Raw genomic sequence first — 17740 nt, forward strand, 5'->3', positions numbered from 1 at the left:
CTTAGTTATCCTCGAAATTACGCTGATGTAATTGATAATAAGCACCATGTTTTGCGAGGAGTTCTTGATGAGTACCTTGTTCAACAATTTGTCCTTGATCCATCACTACAATACGGTCAGCATTTTCAATTGTTGATAAACGGTGAGCAATGACAATCGTAGTGCGGTCTTGCATCGCTTCATCAAATGCTTGCTGAATAAAATGTTCAGATTCATTATCAAGAGCACTTGTAGCTTCATCTAAAATTAATATTGGAGCATTCTTTAAAATTGCTCGAGCAATAGCAATTCGCTGACGCTGACCACCAGATAAGTTTAGGCCCTGTGCCCCTAAAACAGTATCATAACCATTTGGTAAATTCATAATGAAGTCATGTGCATATGCAGCTTTTGCAGCGGCATGAATTTCCTCATCTGACGCACCTTGCAACTGACCATACGCAATGTTTTCACGAACAGTACGATTAAATAATACAACTTGCTGATTTACCATTGCGATTTGGGTACGCAAACAAGAAAGATCAATATCATTAATTGGCAAACCATCTAAATAAATTTGCCCACTTGATACCTCTTGGAAACGTACCAACATATTAACTAATGAGCTTTTACCAGCACCTGAACGTCCAACTAATGCTACAGTTTGCCCAGGAAGAATATCTAAAGAGAAATCTTTAATAGCCTGTACGCCATCAGCATAATTTAATGCCACATGATCAAAACGAATTGCACCATTTAGTTTAGGTTTCAACTGACCGTTATTTTGCTCTTCAGGCAAATCTAATAGTTCAAAAACAGAATGAGCTGCTGCTAAACCGCGTTGTAACTTTTCATTAACATCAGTCAAGTTTTTAACTGGTTTTGCTAATAGACCAGCAGCTGTAAGGTAAGCCACGAACTCACCAGCACTAGTATTACCTAAAATCTGTGGTCGTAAAGCTAACCATACAATAAGGGCCATCGCACAAGCCATTACTACCTGAACCACAGGGCTATTCAGGTTTTGTACAATTACCATTTTTAAACCACGTTTTAAGTTTTCTTCTGATGACTTATAGAACCGTTCTTGTTCAGACTCTTCACCAGCAAAAGTTTTTACTACAGCATTACCATTGATACTCTCTTGAACAACGTGGTTCACATCACCCATTGTATCTTGAACCTGTAATGAGAGTTTTCGCATACGTTTTGAAGCTTTACGTACCAATACACCAATTACAGGTAAAAATACAAAAACACATAAAGTAAGACGCCAATTGGTATAAAACAGATAGCCTAATAATCCCAGTGTAATCATCCCATCCCTAACGATGACTCTTAATGACTCCGAAGAAGCTGCTGTTAGCTGCTCAACGTTATACATAATCTTGGCAGTAATATGGCCAGATGAATTATCTAGGTAATATTGTGCCGGTAGTCTTAAAAGTTTGGCATAAACTTCTTGGCGAATACTAAAAACCAAACTACGTGAAATCACCGCAGTATAGTAACCTCCCATAAAAAGGCCTAAACCACGGAAAAAAACCAATAAAATGATTAATAATGGGAACCAATCCAAATCACTTCTACTGCCACTTTGGATTGCATCAATAATAAATTTAATCAATTTAGCAACGGAGACTTCTGTTGCTGAGTTAATACCGAACCCGATAAGAACTAATAAGGCCACGCCCCAATAAGGTTTTAAATAGGCTATGAGACGCAAATAAACCTTAAAATCTTGATTCACTCAGAAAAACCTCTAGAAGGAACTTTGGTACTAATATTGATGTTAACAAAACCGAGTTGTCCTGCTACATCCATAACGCGAATTACATCCTGATGAGACGCTTTGGCATCCGCAGCAATGATGAACATAAAATCACGGCGCTCTTGAGCAACTTGCTTAATCGCAGTACTCAGATCAGCAACCTCTTTAGACGAAAGTGCCTGACCATTTACAGCATAATGACCAGAAGAGTCTACCACGACTTCAATTTTGTGATCGTACTGTTTTGGTGGAACACCTTGTGCATCTGGTAAAGTTAAATTGAGGCGACTTGGCTGATTAAAAGTAGTCGATAGTAATAAAAAAACTAAAATGAACAACAAACAGTCAATCATAGGCGTTAAATTGATATGAATGTCTTCAACCTTAGAACGTTTAAATTTCATCTGGCTATTCACCCATCACCCAACACGACGATGTTCTGCTATAGACGAGGAACGTTTATAGAACAATGAGGCATGAAATAAAGTCGATTGCTGTTCTAGGTCAGTAATATAATCTTGTACTAATCTTTGAAAATAGCGATAAGCAACTAAAGCAGGAATCGCAATTAACATTCCCACAGCTGTAGTAATAAGCGCTTTAGAAATACCCGGAATCATTAAACTTGGACTACCAGCCGATCCAAAATCAATCACAAGAAATGATTCAATAATTCCCACCACAGTGCCAAGCAATCCCAGTAACGGCGCTACAGCACTTAAAGTGCCCAAAAAATTAATATTTTTTTCTAAATAAGAAATTTCTTGAGAAGCTGCAACTTCCATCTGCGCACGTGCAAATTGCTCACCATGCTCACGATGATCAAAACCTGCTTTTAAAATGTGAGCCAATGCACTGTTTTGCACTTCTACATTTTGTTCCAAATTTTCCACAATATCTTCAGTTCTTAACGAACTATCATCAATTAATGCTTTGAGTAGAACTTGTGAACGTCTTAACCGAACAAAACGTTCAATGCTGATCGCAACAGTTAAAATTGAGCACAGAATTAAAGGCAGCATCAACCAGCCACCCGCTCTCACAAGTTCCCACATATCTTCTTCCCCAAGAATATAAAATTAGAAATATATGACCCAAATACAAATTAATTAGGCAAACAAATATTTAAAATGCCATCTAACTCATCTAAAGTATGGTAATGAATAACAAGCTTACCCTTACCTTTTTGATTATGATCAATTTTCACATTAGCGCCAAAACGCTCTGATAATTTTTGTGTCAATTGTTCAATATCAGGTGCTACAGGTGCTTTTTCCTTCTCCTGCTTAGGCTCACTTCTATCACGCACCAATTGCTCTGTTTGACGAACAGATAGTCCTTTTTCAATTACGATTTTAGCAACGTCTAATTGATCTTTACCCTTTAACGTCAAGATAGCTCGAGCATGCCCCATATCAAGCTGGCCTTGCTGCATGAAATCTTTAATTTCATCCGCCAAACTCAACAAACGAAGTAAATTACTTACGGTAGTACGTGCTTTCCCTACTGTGTCAGCAATTTCTTGATGGCTCAAACCGAATTCATCATGAAAACGCTGCAAGGCTATAGCCTGATCAATCGGATTTAAATCTTGACGCTGAATATTCTCAATAAGTGCTAATGCAATGGCAACCTGATCATTTAAATCACGAACAATTGCAGGAATTTCAGTTAAACCCGCAAGTTGCGCTGCACGCCAGCGTCGTTCACCAGCAATGATTTCGTATGGATGTGATTCATCATCAACTGGACGAATTACAATAGGTTGCATCACTCCATGTTTTTCAATAGAAGATGCTAACTCTTGCAAATCATGCTCATGAATAAAGCGACGTGGTTGATATTCACCACGTTTCAATAAATTTACATCAATTTGTTTCAACTGTCCGTGGTCAAGTGCCTGTGCTTCCAGCTGTAATTTTTCTTTTTGAATTGAACCAAGTAATGCATCTAAACCACGTCCTTTAGCCAATCCGCGTTTTTTGATGCTCATACTTTACTTCCTTTCTTTACTTTACTTTTCTTCAACATCTCAGCTGCAAGATTTAAGTATGCAACTGCACCTTTAGAACTTTTCTCAAAATATATAACAGGCAAACCATGCGCCGGCGCTTCTGCTAAGCGAACATTACGCGGAACGACAGTATCATAAAGTTTTTTTCCGAAATACTGTTCTAACTCAGCAGATACATCACGTGTTAAAGCATTTCGTGCATCGTACATTGTACGTAATACACCAATAATCTCTAAATCAGGATTTAATGCCTTTTGAATACGATCTATAGTCTGGGTTAAATCAGCTAAACCTTCTAGCGCATAATATTCGCATTGCATTGGAATGATTACACTATCTACAGCTGCCAAAGCATTGACAGTAATCAAACTCAAGCTTGGCGCACAATCCACAATGATAAAATCAAATGAGTTTCGGATTTCATTCAAAGCATTTTTTAGAATGAATTCACGGCCCTCTTGTTCTGCAATAGCAAGCTCAACACCGGAAAGTTCACGATTAGACCCTAAAACTTTATATCCAACTTCTGCTTTTTGAATGGCCGTTTCAATTGGTACTTCACCAAGTAGAACATCCGTAATGGAATACAAAAGATCGTTCTTTTGAATACCAGACCCCATCGTAGCATTACCTTGTGAATCCATATCTACAAGTAATACACGTTTCTTTAATACAGCTAGAGACGCTGCAAGATTTACTGCAGTCGTTGTTTTACCAACACCACCCTTTTGGTTTGCAATCGCAATAATTTGAGCCATGGTAACCCTAATACTTTTTATTTAAATACGTTGAAGTAAAAGTAAATGACGTTGTTCATCAAGTCTTGGTACGCGCAGCTCAATCACTTTACATGAAAAGTCCTGCTTAAGTTGCTCAATTTCCTCAACTGGCACAACTCCTTTCATTGCTGCAATTATACTGCTTTGATGCAAGTATGGCTGAGCTGCATCCACAAAATCCGTTAAAGAAGCAAAAGCGCGACTTGTAATCACATCAAACTGACCAAGCTCATCAATTGTATCTTGATTTTCAACACGTGTTTGCACGGCTACTACGTTTTTTAACTTAAGGTCAGCAATAAACTGTTTCAAAAAACGAATTTTCTTACCATTTGAATCAAGTAATACACATGAGCGTTCCGGCTGACATAAAGCAATGATCATGCCCGGCATACCACCACCTGTACCTACATCAAGCAAACGGCCTGTTGGCAAATCTTTCAAAATACTTAGGCTATCTAACAAATGCTTCACTAACATTTCTTTCGGATCACGAATCGCTGTTAGATTATAAGCTTTGTTCCAAAGTACCAAAGCATCTTGATACTTCAACAATAATGTCAAAGCTTCATCGCTAAGCGATAAACCTAATTTTTGACTACCCTGTTGTAACTCTTGAAAAAACGGATGCATAAACAGATAACATCTAAGTAAAATTTAAAACAAAGTATACCCATTTATGCATCGTGGAACACTAGTTAACGATTAGGGATTACACACTTAATCGTAGAAGCCTTCACGAATTTGCAAATCTAGCTCCATTAAACGCTCAGGCGTTCCCACATCTACCCATGCACCTTTAAGCTTTTCACCAGATATTTTCTGATTATGCATCGCTTGCTTCAATAGTGGAGCTAAAGGACGCTTACCCGCTTCCAATCCGTCAAAAAGTTTAGGATGAATAACAGATAGACCACTAAAAGTGAGGTTTTCGCCCGTCACATCTTGATCAAATGTAAAAGCGCGCCCATCCAATAATGTAAAGTCGCCTTCAGGATGCTGTTTAGGATTATCAACCAACACAAGATGTGCCAAATCATCATTTAGCTTAATATGGCGCAGACCTTCAAAATCCATTGTGGTCCATACATCCCCATTCACCAGAATAAAGGGATCTGTTCCAAGCAGTGGCAAAGCATTAATAATTCCACCAGCTGTTTCTAGCCCTTCATCCTCTCGTGTCCAACGGATATCCACACCAAATTGAGAGCCATCACCTAAACTACTGATGAGCTTGTCGGCCAACCATGCAGAATTGATGACTATTTCAGTCACACCAATTTTCTTAAGTTTTTCAATATGCCACACAATCAGGGGCTTACCGCCCACCTCGAGCAAAGGCTTTGGTGTATATAGCGTAAGTGGACGCATACGATTGCCCAAGCCAGCAGCAAGAATCATTGCTTTCATTATGCTGCTACCTCATAGCTACCATATTTCTCGATAAATTTAGGCATCACGATATTATTTATAAATGCCATAAACTCTTCAAGTTCAGCGTAACCACGACTTTCTTCGAGCAAATACCACATGACACGTGGTAAATCCTTCAAATAACTCGACTTCCCATCACGTTCAAACAAGCGAACAAAAATACCTAGAATTTTAATATGGCGTTGAATCGCCATTAAATCTGCATCACGTTTAAATTGATCAAAGCTACGGTTCCGTTTAGTCGACGCTGGCAACAGGTCATAAAACACTTTAAACCATTGATAAACACGATCAGCGTTCCATTGAACATATGCATCACGAGTAATCGAAATTAGATCATATGTATCAGCGCCAATAACAGCATCTTGGAAGTCGATTACCCCTAATTCTTGCTCATCGGTAATTTTCATCAAATTTCGACTATGAAAATCTCGATGTACAATAACTTGCGGTTGGGCTAATGCAGCGTGAGCCAAGAAGTCAAATGCATTATCAATCGTTTTTTTCTGTTCAGCAGTCGGCTGAATAGAAAGCGACGGCAACATCCAGTCTGTGAGTAGCTGCATTTCCGACATTAATTTTTCGTAAGAATAAGCTGGGAACTGATTAGTCCCGTCAATAGATTGCAATTGAATAAGTTGTTTAAAACTTTGTTCGTAGTATTTATCAACAGTTTCATTAGTTAATAATGTCGACAAAAGCACATCACCAAAGTCTTCTAACAATAGAAAACCTTGAGCCAGATCTTTCGCGACGATCTGAGGCACACGTACGCCATGGCTCGCAAAAAACTCGTCAATGGTCACAAACGGAACACAGTCTTCTTTTTCTGGAGGGGCATCCATGAGCATATACGTTTTATTTTGTAACTCGATACGCGCATAACGGCGGAAGCTTGCATCACCTGCTAAAAAAGCGATCTTAAATTGATCATTTTCAAGAACAGATGTAAGCCATGTATATATCAATTGTTCACGTTGTGTATTCATTTGCAATAAAATCTAAAACAAGCTGAGATTTTTGAAGGGTTAAGTGTAGCCACTTATAAACTTTTTCTCTATGATGCGACAATAATTAATTGTGAATTAGCATACTTGGTTAATGAGACAATGAAGCATCAGTTTAAATTTAATCCTTTAGCGACAGCTATTTTTACGCTCTTATGTGGCTCCATACAATCAAGTTATGCTGAGTCAACTGATGTTGTCTCCAATATAGACAATAATCAACTTAAAGCGAGCATCAAGGAAGCTTACCCAGGTCAAGAATTCTTTCAGCAATATTATGTTGATAAATCTGCACCTGAAGCACAGCTTCGTGACAATAAATATTTAAGCTCGGCATTTTGCCAAGGCACATGGGTTACACCGATTAACCCTGAGACCAAAGCTTTAGACGCCGACAAAGCGACTTCTGTCGTTACGGCTAACTACGGACATTACAATCCAGCGGGTGATTCTGTTTTAGAAGGTGATGTCGTTATTGATCAGGAAGGACGTACAGTTCGTGCTGACAAAGTAACGATTGATAAGACCCAAACCTTTGCGCATGCACAAGGTCGAGTACAGTTAGCTCAAGGCGGGTTACTTTCACAGAGTGATGAAATTAATTATAACCTAAAAACCCAAACCGGGAATTTAGACAATAGTTTTTATATTTCTGAACAGCAACATGCCCATGGTCATGCAGGAAAAATCGAAAGAACCTCACCAAACGTTATGGTTCTTAATGATGCAACCTATACGACTTGCCCACCAGGCCAAAAACCCGGTTGGAAAATTCAAGCCAATAAAATTGAGTTAAATCAGGAAACTGGACGCGGCGTAACTCGTGGAACAAAATTATATGTTAAGGACGTTCCTGTTCTAGCTGTTCCCTATTTTAACTTCCCGATTGATGACCGCCGTACTACAGGTATCCTCAACCCACAATTTGGTTTCTCAAATGATGGTGGTGTTGAGCTTTCTGTTCCGGTTTATTTAAACCTTGCACCTAACTATGATTTGACACTTACTCCGCGATATTTAGCAGACCGCGGTGCAATGCTAAAAGGTGAATTTAGATATTTAACTGATGGCTTTGGTGCTGGTGAAATGTGGGGTGGCATCTTGCCATCTGACAAAAGTTATGATGACAAAGATCGTAAAGATTTCCATTTTTTACATAATTGGGATATCAACGACCAGTGGTCTACTAACCTCGAATATAACTATGCATCAGATAAAGATTATTTCTCTGACTTAGATAGCAGTCCTAACTCTAAAACAGATCTTAACTTACGTAGAGCTTGGGAACTTAATTATCAACATGGTATTCCGGGTTTAAAAGCACAGCTTAAGGTCGAAGATTTCCAGACACTTGATCCTGAAGTTGCAGATGCAGATAAACCATACGCGCGTTTGCCACAATTCTTATTAAATTACGTCACTGGTAATCCACTAGGACTACAATACGAATTTAATAACGACACTGCTTACTTTAAGAAATCAATTAATGATGATTCTGCTCAAGAAAGTAGTGGTACACGTATTTATAACCAGTTCGCAACGCGTTATAACTACCGTACACCGGCAGCTTTTGTGATTCCTGAAGTCTCTGTACGTTCTATTCAAACGTTTTATGATAAGGACAGTATCGCATCTCAAAATCTAGATGGTGGTTCCGAAAACAAATCAGTCGTTGTACCTCAATTCACGTTAGACACTGGACTGAACTTTGAACGTGATGGTAAGTACTTACAAACACTTACACCACGTGCTTTCTATGCATATGCGCCATACAAAAATCAAGATGGTTACCCTAACTTTGACTCAACTACTGCGTCAGTAAGTTATGATCAATTATTTAACCCTTACCGTTTTTATGGTCATGACCGCCTAGAAGACAATAACTTTTTATCCTTGGGTGTAAGTTATAGCCTCTTTGACACAGTAGGTTTAGAACGTTTACGGGCAAGTGTAGGTCAAAGTTACTATTTCGAAGACCGTCGTGTCACCTTACAACGACAACAAGATGAAATTGATACTGAACGCAACACAGGTCCTGTGGTGAGTCTATCAAGCCAGCTTAACCAAAACTTTACCATTGCTGCTAACTCAGCTTGGATGTCGAATGGTGACAATGCTCAACGTGACTTCCAACTTTACTATACTGGTGATAAAGGAAATCTATATAACCTAGGCTATTTCTATCGTAAAGATATTCCTGGTCGTCAAGATACTTATGACCAAGTTGTTGCATCGTTTATACAACCAATTAAAGACAATTGGCGTATTATGGGCCACGTACAATATGACATGGACAATGATGTTGCCCGCGAACTCTTACTAGGAGTTAACTATGAGTCATGTTGCTGGGGTATTTCTGTCTACGGCCGCTCGTATTATAACGATCTAGATGATCCAAAATCTCCAGATGTTAGTGAAAAGCGCGCGATCATGGCCGAAATTACACTAAAAGGTTTAGGTGGTTTAAACAATAAACTCGCGTCTTTACTTGAAAATCGCGTTTTAGGTTTTAACAAAATTAATCAATCTTGGACACAACGTTAATGAAGACAAAGCATCTTAAACAGTTTTTTAAAGCAACTACACTTGCTGCCCTAATCTCTTCATCAATGCATAGTTTTGCCCAACCCGCTGATGAAGTTGTGGCAATTGTGGACAATAGCGTAATTTTAAAAAGCGATCTTCAACAAGGTATGGCTGAAGCAGCACATGAACTGCAAGCTCAAAAGAAAGAAGTGCCACCTCAGCAATACTTACAGTTTCAAGTATTAGATCAACTCATCTTGCGTGAGGCACAACTTGAACAAGTTAAAAAATATGGCATCAAACCTGATGAAAAGAGCTTAAATGAAGCAGTCTTAAAAGTAGCAAGTCAATCTGGAAGTAAAAGTTTAGAAGCTTTCCAGCAAAAGTTGGATGCTATGGCACCAGGAACTTATGAAAGTTTACGCAATCGAATCGCTGAAGATTTAGCGATTAGCCGTTTGCGCCAACAACAAGTGATGTCTCGTATTAAAATTAGTGATCAAGATGTAGAAAACTTCTTAAAATCACCTCAGGGACAAGCTGCGTTAGGTAATCAAGCACATGTAATTCATATGCGCATTTCTGGTGACAATGCACAAGAAGTTCAATCTGTAGCTCAAGAAGTGCGTTCAAAGCTTGCGCAAAGTAATGATATAAATGCTTTGAAAAAACTTTCAACTGCAAATGTAAAAGTTGAAGGTGCTGATATGGGTTTCCGCCCACTGTCTGATATTCCTGCTGAACTTGCGGCTCGTATTACACCATTACAAGATGGTCAAACGACTGACTTAGTTTCAGTACGTGATGGTGTACATGTTTTAAAGCTTCTTGAACGTAAACAAAATGAGCAAAAAGCTTTAGTACCTCAATTTCAAACCCGCCACATTCTCATTCAACCATCTGAAGTAGTTACTCTTGAGAATGCTAAGCAAATTATTGATAACATCTATAAACGCTTAAAAGCTGGTCAGGATTTTGCAACACTTGCAGCAACCTATTCAAATGACACAGGCTCAGCACGTGATGGTGGAAGTTTGGGTTGGGTAACACCTGGAATGATGGTTCCTGAATTTGATAAAAAAATGCAGGAAATTCCTGTAGGTGAAATTAGCGAACCTTTCCAAACTCAATTCGGCTGGCATATCTTACAAGTAACAGATAAACGTGAAAAAGATATGACGCATGAATATCAAGAGCGTATGGCACGTCAAATTTTAGGTGAACGCCAATTCAACACTGAGATTGATAGCTGGTTACGTGAAGTACGTGCAAATGCATATGTAGAAATCAAAGATCCAAGTCTAGACAAAAAGAACTTACAAAAGTAAGTCTTTTTCTTTTCATCAAAACCTGTGTTTGTCACAGGTTTTTTATGTATGAAATTTACATAATTAAAAACCGGTTATATAAATAACCGGTTTCTATAAATTAAACCCTAACGGGAATTATTTATAACGATCAACCATTTTCTCTAGAGAAATCGGGCGAATCTTGTCAGCATTTCCAGCTGTACCAAACGCTTCATAACGATCAATACAAATTTGCTTCATTGAATCTACAGTTTTAGCAAAGTATTTACGTGGATCGAATTCAGCTGGGTTTTCAGCCATAAACTGACGAATTGCACCAGTAGATGCTAAACGTAAGTCTGTATCGATATTGATCTTACGCACACCATGTTTAATTGCTTCTACAAGCTGCTCAACAGGTACACCATAAGTCTCTTTAATATCACCGCCAAACTCATTGATTACTTTCAACCACTCTTGCGGCACAGAACTTGAACCATGCATAACAAGATGAGTATTTGGTAATGCCGCATGAATTTCTTTAATGCGGTCAATTGCCAAGATATCACCTGTAGGTGGACGAGTGAACTTGTAAGCACCATGTGAAGTACCTACAGCAATCGCCAATGCATCTACATTAGTATCGGCAACAAACTGAGTCGCTTCTTCAACAGAAGTAAGAAGTTGTGAGTGGTCAAGTACACCTTCAGCGCCAACACCGTCTTCTTCGCCAGCCATACCAGTTTCAAGGCTACCTAAACAGCCAATCTCACCTTCGACAGAAACACCACATGCATGTGCTAAAGCAACAACATTACGAGTTACATCAACGTTGTATTCGTAAGAAGTAGGTGTTTTACCATCTGTACCTAATGAACCGTCCATCATCACTGAGCTAAAGCCAAGCTGAATTGAACGCTGACAGATATCAGGGCTTGTTCCATGGTCTTGATGCATTACCACTGGAATATGTGGCCATTCTTCAATTGCAGCCAAAATAAGATGGCGTAAGAATGGAGCGCCTGCATATTTGCGAGCTCCAGCTGATGCTTGAACAATTACAGGTGAATTGGTTGCATCCGCGGCAAGCATAATTGCACGCATTTGTTCTAAGTTATTTACGTTAAATGCTGGTACGCCGTAGTTATGTTCAGCAGCGTGATCCAAGAGCTGGCGCATTGAAATGAGTGCCATAATATCCTCCCAGGTAGTGCGGCTTATTCTACCCTGTCATTTATTTCAATTCAGCAACAAATCACAGTATTTCAAAAAAAATCCCTGCATTTGCAGGGATTTTTTAACAAAAAACAACAAATTAATGTGTTTCTGAAGCAGCAGCCTCACTTGGCGCACTACCTTCAACCACATCTGTATTCTTTTCATCTAGAACTGGCTTATCAATCGCATCAATTGCTGCTTGTTGCTCAGGCGTTACTTTTTCAGAAACAGCAGTAGATGCAGCTGATTCTTGGCCCGCTTGAGATGCTTCATCTTTCTTAGCACAAGCAGTCAACATCATCGGTACAATTAATATAGCAGCAAATGTAAGCTTTAAATTCATCACTATTTTCCACAGTTGGTGATTTAATACTCGACATTTTATTGCAAATATATGACAGTTTAATGACTTATCAATGAAAAAGGGATTGGTTACCCAATCCCTTCTTATTTCTATATAACTGTATTAAGCACGTTCCAGCAAAACAGCAACTGCTGGCAATGTTTTTCCTTCAACAAACTCAAGGAATGCACCACCACCTGTAGAAATATAACCAATTTGGTCAGCTACGTTATATTTATCAATCGCAGCTAATGTATCTCCACCACCTGCTATCGAGAATCCTTCCGATTGAGCAACCGCAAGAGAAAGCGCTTTCGTACCTTCACCAAATTGATCTACCTCAAATACGCCTACTGGACCATTCCAAAGGATCGTTTTTGATGTTGTTAAAATATTAGCGAATGCTTTAGCAGTTTCTGGACCAACGTCTAAAATCATATCATTTGCAGTCACATCTTCTACTTTCTTCACAACAGCTTGAGCTGCTCCTAAAGAACCTAAGAAATCTTCAAAATTAATTTGCGATGCATCAGTAACTACAACATCTGTAGGAAGTGGAACACTTACTTTAGCAGCAATTTGTTTAGCAGTTTCAACCAAGTCAGCTTCATATAATGATTTACCAACGTTAAAACCAGCAGCTGCTAAGAATGTATTTGCAATACCGCCCCCAACGATCAGTTGATCACAGATACTAGAAAGTGAGTTTAAAACATCGAGTTTAGTTGAAACTTTAGAACCAGCAACAATTGCAACCATTGGTTTTTCAGGAGTTTGCATTGCACGGCCTAGTGCATCTAACTCAGCAGCCAACAAAGGACCAGCAGCAGCAACTGGAGCAAAACGAGCTACACCTTCAGTAGATGCTTCTGCACGATGAGCAGTACCAAATGCATCCATAACAAATACGTCACATAGTGCAGCATATTTTTGAGCGAGCTCTGGATTATTTTTCTTTTCGCCATGGTTAAAGCGTACATTTTCAAGTAATACAACTTGACCAGCTTCAACTTCAACGCCCTCTAGATAATCTGTTAATAATTTAACTTCTTGGCCCAATACTTCTGTTAAATAAGCAGCGACTGGTGCAAGTGATTGTTCTGGCTTTGGTTCACCTTCAACAGGACGACCTAGATGTGAACATACCATCACTGCTGCGCCTTTATCTAAAGCAGCTTTAATAGTTGGTAATGCTGCACGTAAGCGAGCATCGCTAGTAATCACACCATTTTTGACAGGAACGTTTAAATCTTCACGAATAAGGACACGTTTGCCTGTTAAGTTAAGGTCAGTCATACGCTGAAAATTCATGTAAAGCTCTCTTTATGATTTTAAAAACGCGCCAATTTTAAATGATTACATCAAAAAAGGTTAGTTTTTTTGCATAAAAGCTGTAGAAAGCCCCAGTTTTGATTATGATAGAGGTAGTTATTTGATATTTCACCCATTATGTCTATTCATCCAGATCCACAAATCAATCGCTTAAATGTTTTAGGGGAACCTTTAGCAAGTTGTTGCTTTGACCCTATTACAGGCTATTTTAGAAATGGTTTCTGCCACACTGCAGTAACAGACCTTGGTCAACACACCGTATGTGCACAAATGACCTCTGATTTCTTAAATTTTTCTCAGAAAATTGGTAATGATCTTATTACTCCTTTACCAGAAGTAGGCTTCCCTGGCTTAAAACCGGGTGATTTCTGGTGTATCTGCGTAACTCGCTGGGTAGAGGCTTATCAAGCTGGTGAAGCACCTCCTATTAAAATACATGCATGTCATCAAGCTGTATTAAGCTATGTACCTTTAGATGTATTAATGGAATTTGCAGTGTAATGGTTCAGCCACAAATTATTTTGGCATCGAGTAGTCAAACTCGCAAAGACTTAATGGACCGTCTTGGAATTAATTATATTTGTATTAGTCCCGATATTGATGAAAGTCCTCGCGATGAAACCCATGCCGATGAACTTGCAAAAAGGCTCGCTTTCACAAAAGCTCAGGTGATTGCTGAACAGAACCCATCAGCCATCGTTATTGGTTCAGATCAAGTTGCTTGGCGAGAACATGCTCCGCATGACTTTATTGGCAAACCGATGACTAGTGAAAATGCTAAAGCACAACTAGCCGAAAATTCTGGTCGAACTGTTTTTTTTAGTACAGCGCTTAGCGTGCAATGGCTCGATAGAAACTTTGAACAAACGCTCGTTGAACATTATCAAGTTAAATTTCGAAACCTGAATCAAGCTGAAATTGAACGATACGTTTTATTAGATCAACCACTACATTGCGCAGGTAGCTTTAAGTGTGAAAGTTTAGGAATTAGCTTGTTTGAAAAAATGATAGGCCTAGATCAGACCACACTTATGGGTCTTCCTATGATTCAACTTTGCCATATTTTAAGGCAACTTGATCTACAAATTCCTTAATTCTAGATATTTTATAAATAGGTTATTTCCATGACAGAACCTTTAACAGTTTTAGGCGGTATTACTGCCGAGCAATTTTTAGCAGAGTATTGGCAGAAAAAACCTTTACTGGTGCGTAACGGATTACCAGAAATTATAGGTCTTTTACAACCTCAGGATGTGCAAGAACTTGCCTTGGAAGAACATGCAAGTGCCAGACTGATTCGCCAAAAAGATAAAAATCCAAATGAATGGCACGTAAAGTCTTCACCTTTAACCAAAGGTGATTTTCAAAAGCTACCAAAATTATGGTCAATTTTAGTACAGGCAGTAGATCACTACTCTTTTGATCTTTCTGAACTTTGGAAAAAATTTTCTTTTATTCCTCAATGGCGCCGCGATGACATTATGGTGTCTTATGCGCCTAAGGGTGGTTCAGTTGGGAAACATTTCGATTTCTATGATGTGTTTTTAGTTCAGGGTCATGGTCATCGTCGCTGGCAGCTAGGTCAAAGGTGCGATGTAAATACTGCATTTGTACCCAATCAACCATTAAAACTTTTGCCAGAAATAGATGTGCAATTTGATGAGGTTTTAGTACCAGGTGATTTACTCTATGTTCCTCCTGGAATGGCACATTATGGGGTTGCTGAAGATGACTGCTTAACTTTCTCATTTGGCTTTCGCATGCCAAACGTTGCAGGAATGATGGAACGTATTAGTGATCAATTTTCAGCCAATACTTTACTTCAAAATCCTGTTGTAGATATCGCACGCACACAAATGAGTCAAATTGGTGAAATTAGCTCAACTGAACTAAGTTATCTAAAAGAATTAGTTTTAGCTCAGTTGCAAGACTCTGCAGCACTTGATGCAGCAATCATGTCTTATATGAGCGAACCTAAATATCCAGATAATATTCCAGAACCTGATGAGATCGAAGCCGATGATCTTCAAGAGATCTTACATGAAGGTTATGAAGTTCTATTAGAACCTGCCTCTCGCCTACTTTATACAGAAAATAACGGAATTCTAAACTTCTGGGGAAATGGCGAAGCGCTATGTATAGCTGAAACTTTCGCACCAAAATTAAAAGCTATTGCTGATGGAGAAAGCTTAGCTTTCGATAGCGAATTTAATGAGCTTGAAATCCTTGAAAATGTTGCTTACTTACTCAATGAATCTATTTTGATGCTTTTGCCACCTTCAGAGTAAGAAACTTAATAAAAGTGGACTTTTCAAAGCAACGGGAAGTCCACTTTTAAATTGGCCGACAAACTCAAAAATAAATTTGTTTTTTGTTTACTAATTTTCTTTTTTTAATTTTAAAATCGACTTATCGCAAAAATATTGGAGTTAAAAGATTTTGGAAAAGGAAGTATAATTATTTAAATATATAGCCTAAAACTCTTTACCATTCCCTTAAAAGTAAAACTTCAGCGTTTAAAAAAATAATATCTTTTTTCTATCAATAACAAACAATACCTTGTAAAATTAAATTATCTAGATTCTCATTGATAAAGATCACCGTTCAAGCTAATAGCAATTCATTTGTGAGAGGCTAAAATATGTCGAAAAAAGATGACATTATTAATACCGCATTAAGACTTTTTAACTCGTATAGCTATAATTCTATAGGTGTAGATCGCATCATTAATGAATCTGGCGTTGCAAAAATGACTTTCTATAAGCATTTTCCATCAAAAGAAAAATTAATTGAAGAGTGTCTACTTCTTCGAAATACGCTTCTACAAAACTCTCTTACTTCTGCCTTATCAAAACATGATGAGTTAGAGCCTCTTGCGAGAATTAAAGCAGTATTTTTATGGTATTCCGACTGGTTTAATAGCGAAGATTTTAATGGCTGTATGTTTCAAAAAGCCTTGGAAGAGGTTTTAAAACAATATCCTTCAACACATCAACCTGCCACTTTGTATAAAGCTTGGTTGACCCAACTCATGCAAAATCTTCTTAACCAGTATGATGTAAAAGAGCCAGTTCCCCTATCTTTACTACTCGTTAATATTTTGGAAGGTATGACCATACAGGCTCAAGTCGAGCATGGTTCAATAAAAATTAATGATTACTGGACTCGAGTAGAAAAATTAATCGATTTCGAAAGAGCAGCATAAAAATAAAGCGTGATATTCTTCTTCTTATATTTAATGATTCTTCTTATGTATCACGCTGCGTCTGAAAGTCATTTTGGTTCACAATTAGACGTTTTTTTCGACCTTACTGAACCAAAATATACAGACCTGTCTGTACAAAACAGATTATATATTTAAAAAATAAAAACTCAATCCTTTTTTATGATTTGTCTCAAGATAAATTAGATTTAACTATTTATTGGATGCAAATTGGAATTATTTTAGGTTGACTTCGTTTCACTTATACTTAACAATTACACTTATAACACAAAGCAACATTTTAGACACAAAAGAAATACAAATAGTTGTTTTTAATTAGAAAGACTACTTATTTATCAATTCCCCTTATATTGCTTTTCAACAAAAACAATTGGATTGATTAGTTTTGCTACATTCATTTCTTTAAGATCAATCTATACTATGCCCGCTATATTGATATAGGTATAAAGTATGAAAGATGGACTCCAAATCGAAGAAATGAAAAATGCGGCTGATTCAGTCGTTGGAATTCTTAAATCTTTGGCTAATACAGATCGTTTATTAATTTTATGTCACTTAGCTTATGAGGAGTTAAATGTTTCTCAAATTGAAGAGAAAACCCAAATTACCCAGCCCACTCTTTCACAACAACTTATGATGCTACGCAAAAGTGATGTTGTATCAACCCGTCGTGATGGCAAGCAAATTTTTTATTCAATTAAGGATGACAATATGCATTCAATTTTAAATACGCTTCATAAGCTGTACTGTGCAAGTAAATAATATTTTTTAAATTATAAATTTATAATAATAGTAGTAACTTCCTGAAATATGCGATTTTTCAGC

At 37.9% G+C, this 17740-nt stretch carries 18 protein-coding genes; 7 read left to right on the forward strand and 11 right to left on the reverse strand.

Going from position 1 to position 17740, the window contains the following annotated elements; translation table 11 throughout:
* Window position 1: 1 nt before the first annotated feature.
* The 8 genes from msbA to F928_RS13870 form a co-directional block, all read right to left on the reverse strand.
* A complete protein-coding gene (msbA, locus tag F928_RS13835; protein WP_002121388.1) occupies window positions 2-1729 on the reverse strand; it encodes a lipid A export permease/ATP-binding protein MsbA in 1728 nt (575 codons plus the stop codon).
* Complete coding sequence (locus tag F928_RS13840; RefSeq protein WP_002121347.1) at window positions 1726-2154, reverse strand: ExbD/TolR family protein; 429 nt, start codon at window positions 2152-2154, stop codon at window positions 1726-1728. Before F928_RS13840 ends, msbA begins: the two co-directional genes overlap by 4 nt.
* 15 nt (window positions 2155-2169) lie before the next feature.
* A complete protein-coding gene (locus F928_RS13845; RefSeq protein ID WP_005076279.1) occupies window positions 2170-2805 on the reverse strand; it encodes a MotA/TolQ/ExbB proton channel family protein in 636 nt (211 codons plus the stop codon).
* Between the two features lie 50 nt (window positions 2806-2855).
* Window positions 2856-3743, reverse strand: coding sequence for a ParB/RepB/Spo0J family partition protein (spoOJ, locus tag F928_RS13850; RefSeq protein WP_002121476.1), 888 nt, complete (start codon window positions 3741-3743; stop codon window positions 2856-2858).
* On the reverse strand, window positions 3740-4522 hold the full coding sequence (gene soj / locus F928_RS13855; protein WP_002121458.1) for a ParA family protein: 783 nt from the start codon (window positions 4520-4522) through the stop codon (window positions 3740-3742). The genes spoOJ and soj overlap by 4 nt, the downstream gene beginning before the upstream one ends.
* A 21-nt stretch (window positions 4523-4543) precedes the next feature.
* Window positions 4544-5176 carry a 16S rRNA (guanine(527)-N(7))-methyltransferase RsmG gene (gene rsmG, locus F928_RS13860; RefSeq protein WP_002121443.1) on the reverse strand — a complete coding sequence of 211 codons (633 nt, stop codon included), beginning with the start codon at window positions 5174-5176 and terminating at the stop codon, window positions 4544-4546.
* 87 nt (window positions 5177-5263) lie between these two features.
* Window positions 5264-5953 carry an N-acetylmuramate alpha-1-phosphate uridylyltransferase MurU gene (murU, locus tag F928_RS13865; protein ID WP_002121402.1) on the reverse strand — a complete coding sequence of 230 codons (690 nt, stop codon included), beginning with the start codon at window positions 5951-5953 and terminating at the stop codon, window positions 5264-5266.
* Complete coding sequence (locus F928_RS13870; protein ID WP_002121407.1) at window positions 5953-6966, reverse strand: aminoglycoside phosphotransferase family protein; 1014 nt, start codon at window positions 6964-6966, stop codon at window positions 5953-5955. The genes murU and F928_RS13870 overlap by 1 nt, the downstream gene beginning before the upstream one ends.
* A gap of 120 nt (window positions 6967-7086) precedes the next feature.
* Between F928_RS13870 and ostA the strand changes: the two genes are divergently transcribed.
* The gene (gene ostA, locus F928_RS13875) at window positions 7087-9528 is read left to right on the forward strand and encodes an LPS-assembly protein LptD (protein ID WP_002121446.1); all 2442 of its coding nucleotides are present in this window, start codon (window positions 7087-7089) and stop codon (window positions 9526-9528) included.
* Window positions 9528-10838 carry a peptidylprolyl isomerase gene (surA, locus tag F928_RS13880; protein ID WP_005076281.1) on the forward strand — a complete coding sequence of 437 codons (1311 nt, stop codon included), beginning with the start codon at window positions 9528-9530 and terminating at the stop codon, window positions 10836-10838. The genes ostA and surA overlap by 1 nt, the downstream gene beginning before the upstream one ends.
* A gap of 117 nt (window positions 10839-10955) precedes the next feature.
* Here surA and fba read toward each other — a convergent pair whose 3' ends face one another.
* The 3 genes from fba to pgk all read right to left on the reverse strand — a co-directional run bounded on the left by fba (window position 10956) and on the right by pgk (window position 13671).
* Complete coding sequence (gene fba / locus F928_RS13885; RefSeq protein ID WP_002121428.1) at window positions 10956-11993, reverse strand: class II fructose-bisphosphate aldolase; 1038 nt, start codon at window positions 11991-11993, stop codon at window positions 10956-10958.
* Between the two features lie 121 nt (window positions 11994-12114).
* Complete coding sequence (locus tag F928_RS13890) at window positions 12115-12360, reverse strand: hypothetical protein (RefSeq protein ID WP_005069561.1); 246 nt, start codon at window positions 12358-12360, stop codon at window positions 12115-12117.
* A gap of 123 nt (window positions 12361-12483) precedes the next feature.
* Window positions 12484-13671: a phosphoglycerate kinase gene (gene pgk, locus F928_RS13895; RefSeq protein WP_005076283.1), complete on the reverse strand. Its 1188-nt coding sequence runs from the start codon at window positions 13669-13671 to the stop codon at window positions 12484-12486.
* A gap of 138 nt (window positions 13672-13809) precedes the next feature.
* Between pgk and F928_RS13900 the strand changes: the two genes are divergently transcribed.
* The 5 genes from F928_RS13900 to arsR all read left to right on the forward strand — a co-directional run bounded on the left by F928_RS13900 (window position 13810) and on the right by arsR (window position 17677).
* A complete protein-coding gene (locus F928_RS13900) occupies window positions 13810-14193 on the forward strand; it encodes a DUF2237 family protein (protein ID WP_002121396.1) in 384 nt (127 codons plus the stop codon).
* Complete coding sequence (maf, locus tag F928_RS13905) at window positions 14193-14786, forward strand: Maf family protein (RefSeq protein WP_005076285.1); 594 nt, start codon at window positions 14193-14195, stop codon at window positions 14784-14786. The genes F928_RS13900 and maf overlap by 1 nt, the downstream gene beginning before the upstream one ends.
* A 30-nt stretch (window positions 14787-14816) precedes the next feature.
* Complete coding sequence (locus tag F928_RS13910; RefSeq protein ID WP_005076287.1) at window positions 14817-15980, forward strand: ribosomal protein uL16 3-hydroxylase; 1164 nt, start codon at window positions 14817-14819, stop codon at window positions 15978-15980.
* 353 nt (window positions 15981-16333) lie between these two features.
* Window positions 16334-16897, forward strand: coding sequence for a TetR/AcrR family transcriptional regulator (locus F928_RS13915; protein ID WP_005076289.1), 564 nt, complete (start codon window positions 16334-16336; stop codon window positions 16895-16897).
* 468 nt (window positions 16898-17365) lie between these two features.
* Complete coding sequence (arsR, locus tag F928_RS13920) at window positions 17366-17677, forward strand: ArsR/SmtB family transcription factor (RefSeq protein ID WP_005076291.1); 312 nt, start codon at window positions 17366-17368, stop codon at window positions 17675-17677.
* Window positions 17678-17740 lie beyond the last annotated feature (63 nt).

This window comes from Acinetobacter pittii ATCC 19004 = CIP 70.29 (assembly GCF_000369045.1).
Lineage (GTDB): Bacteria > Pseudomonadota > Gammaproteobacteria > Pseudomonadales > Moraxellaceae > Acinetobacter > Acinetobacter pittii.

Coding starts and splice junctions, on each gene's coding strand:
- fba (WP_002121428.1), bottom strand. CDS start 11,993: ATGGCACTCATTTCAATGCGCCAGCTCTTGGATCACGCTGCTGAACAT.
- murU (WP_002121402.1), bottom strand. CDS start 5,953: ATGAAAGCAATGATTCTTGCTGCTGGCTTGGGCAATCGTATGCGTCCA.
- spoOJ (WP_002121476.1), bottom strand. CDS start 3,743: ATGAGCATCAAAAAACGCGGATTGGCTAAAGGACGTGGTTTAGATGCA.
- rsmG (WP_002121443.1), bottom strand. CDS start 5,176: ATGCATCCGTTTTTTCAAGAGTTACAACAGGGTAGTCAAAAATTAGGT.
- soj (WP_002121458.1), bottom strand. CDS start 4,522: ATGGCTCAAATTATTGCGATTGCAAACCAAAAGGGTGGTGTTGGTAAA.
- F928_RS13870 (WP_002121407.1), bottom strand. CDS start 6,966: ATGAATACACAACGTGAACAATTGATATATACATGGCTTACATCTGTT.
- F928_RS13890 (WP_005069561.1), bottom strand. CDS start 12,360: ATGAATTTAAAGCTTACATTTGCTGCTATATTAATTGTACCGATGATG.
- F928_RS13845 (WP_005076279.1), bottom strand. CDS start 2,805: ATGTGGGAACTTGTGAGAGCGGGTGGCTGGTTGATGCTGCCTTTAATT.
- F928_RS13915 (WP_005076289.1), top strand. CDS start 16,334: ATGTCGAAAAAAGATGACATTATTAATACCGCATTAAGACTTTTTAAC.
- pgk (WP_005076283.1), bottom strand. CDS start 13,671: ATGAATTTTCAGCGTATGACTGACCTTAACTTAACAGGCAAACGTGTC.
- F928_RS13910 (WP_005076287.1), top strand. CDS start 14,817: ATGACAGAACCTTTAACAGTTTTAGGCGGTATTACTGCCGAGCAATTT.
- ostA (WP_002121446.1), top strand. CDS start 7,087: ATGAAGCATCAGTTTAAATTTAATCCTTTAGCGACAGCTATTTTTACG.
- F928_RS13900 (WP_002121396.1), top strand. CDS start 13,810: ATGTCTATTCATCCAGATCCACAAATCAATCGCTTAAATGTTTTAGGG.
- maf (WP_005076285.1), top strand. CDS start 14,193: ATGGTTCAGCCACAAATTATTTTGGCATCGAGTAGTCAAACTCGCAAA.
- surA (WP_005076281.1), top strand. CDS start 9,528: ATGAAGACAAAGCATCTTAAACAGTTTTTTAAAGCAACTACACTTGCT.
- arsR (WP_005076291.1), top strand. CDS start 17,366: ATGAAAGATGGACTCCAAATCGAAGAAATGAAAAATGCGGCTGATTCA.
- F928_RS13840 (WP_002121347.1), bottom strand. CDS start 2,154: ATGAAATTTAAACGTTCTAAGGTTGAAGACATTCATATCAATTTAACG.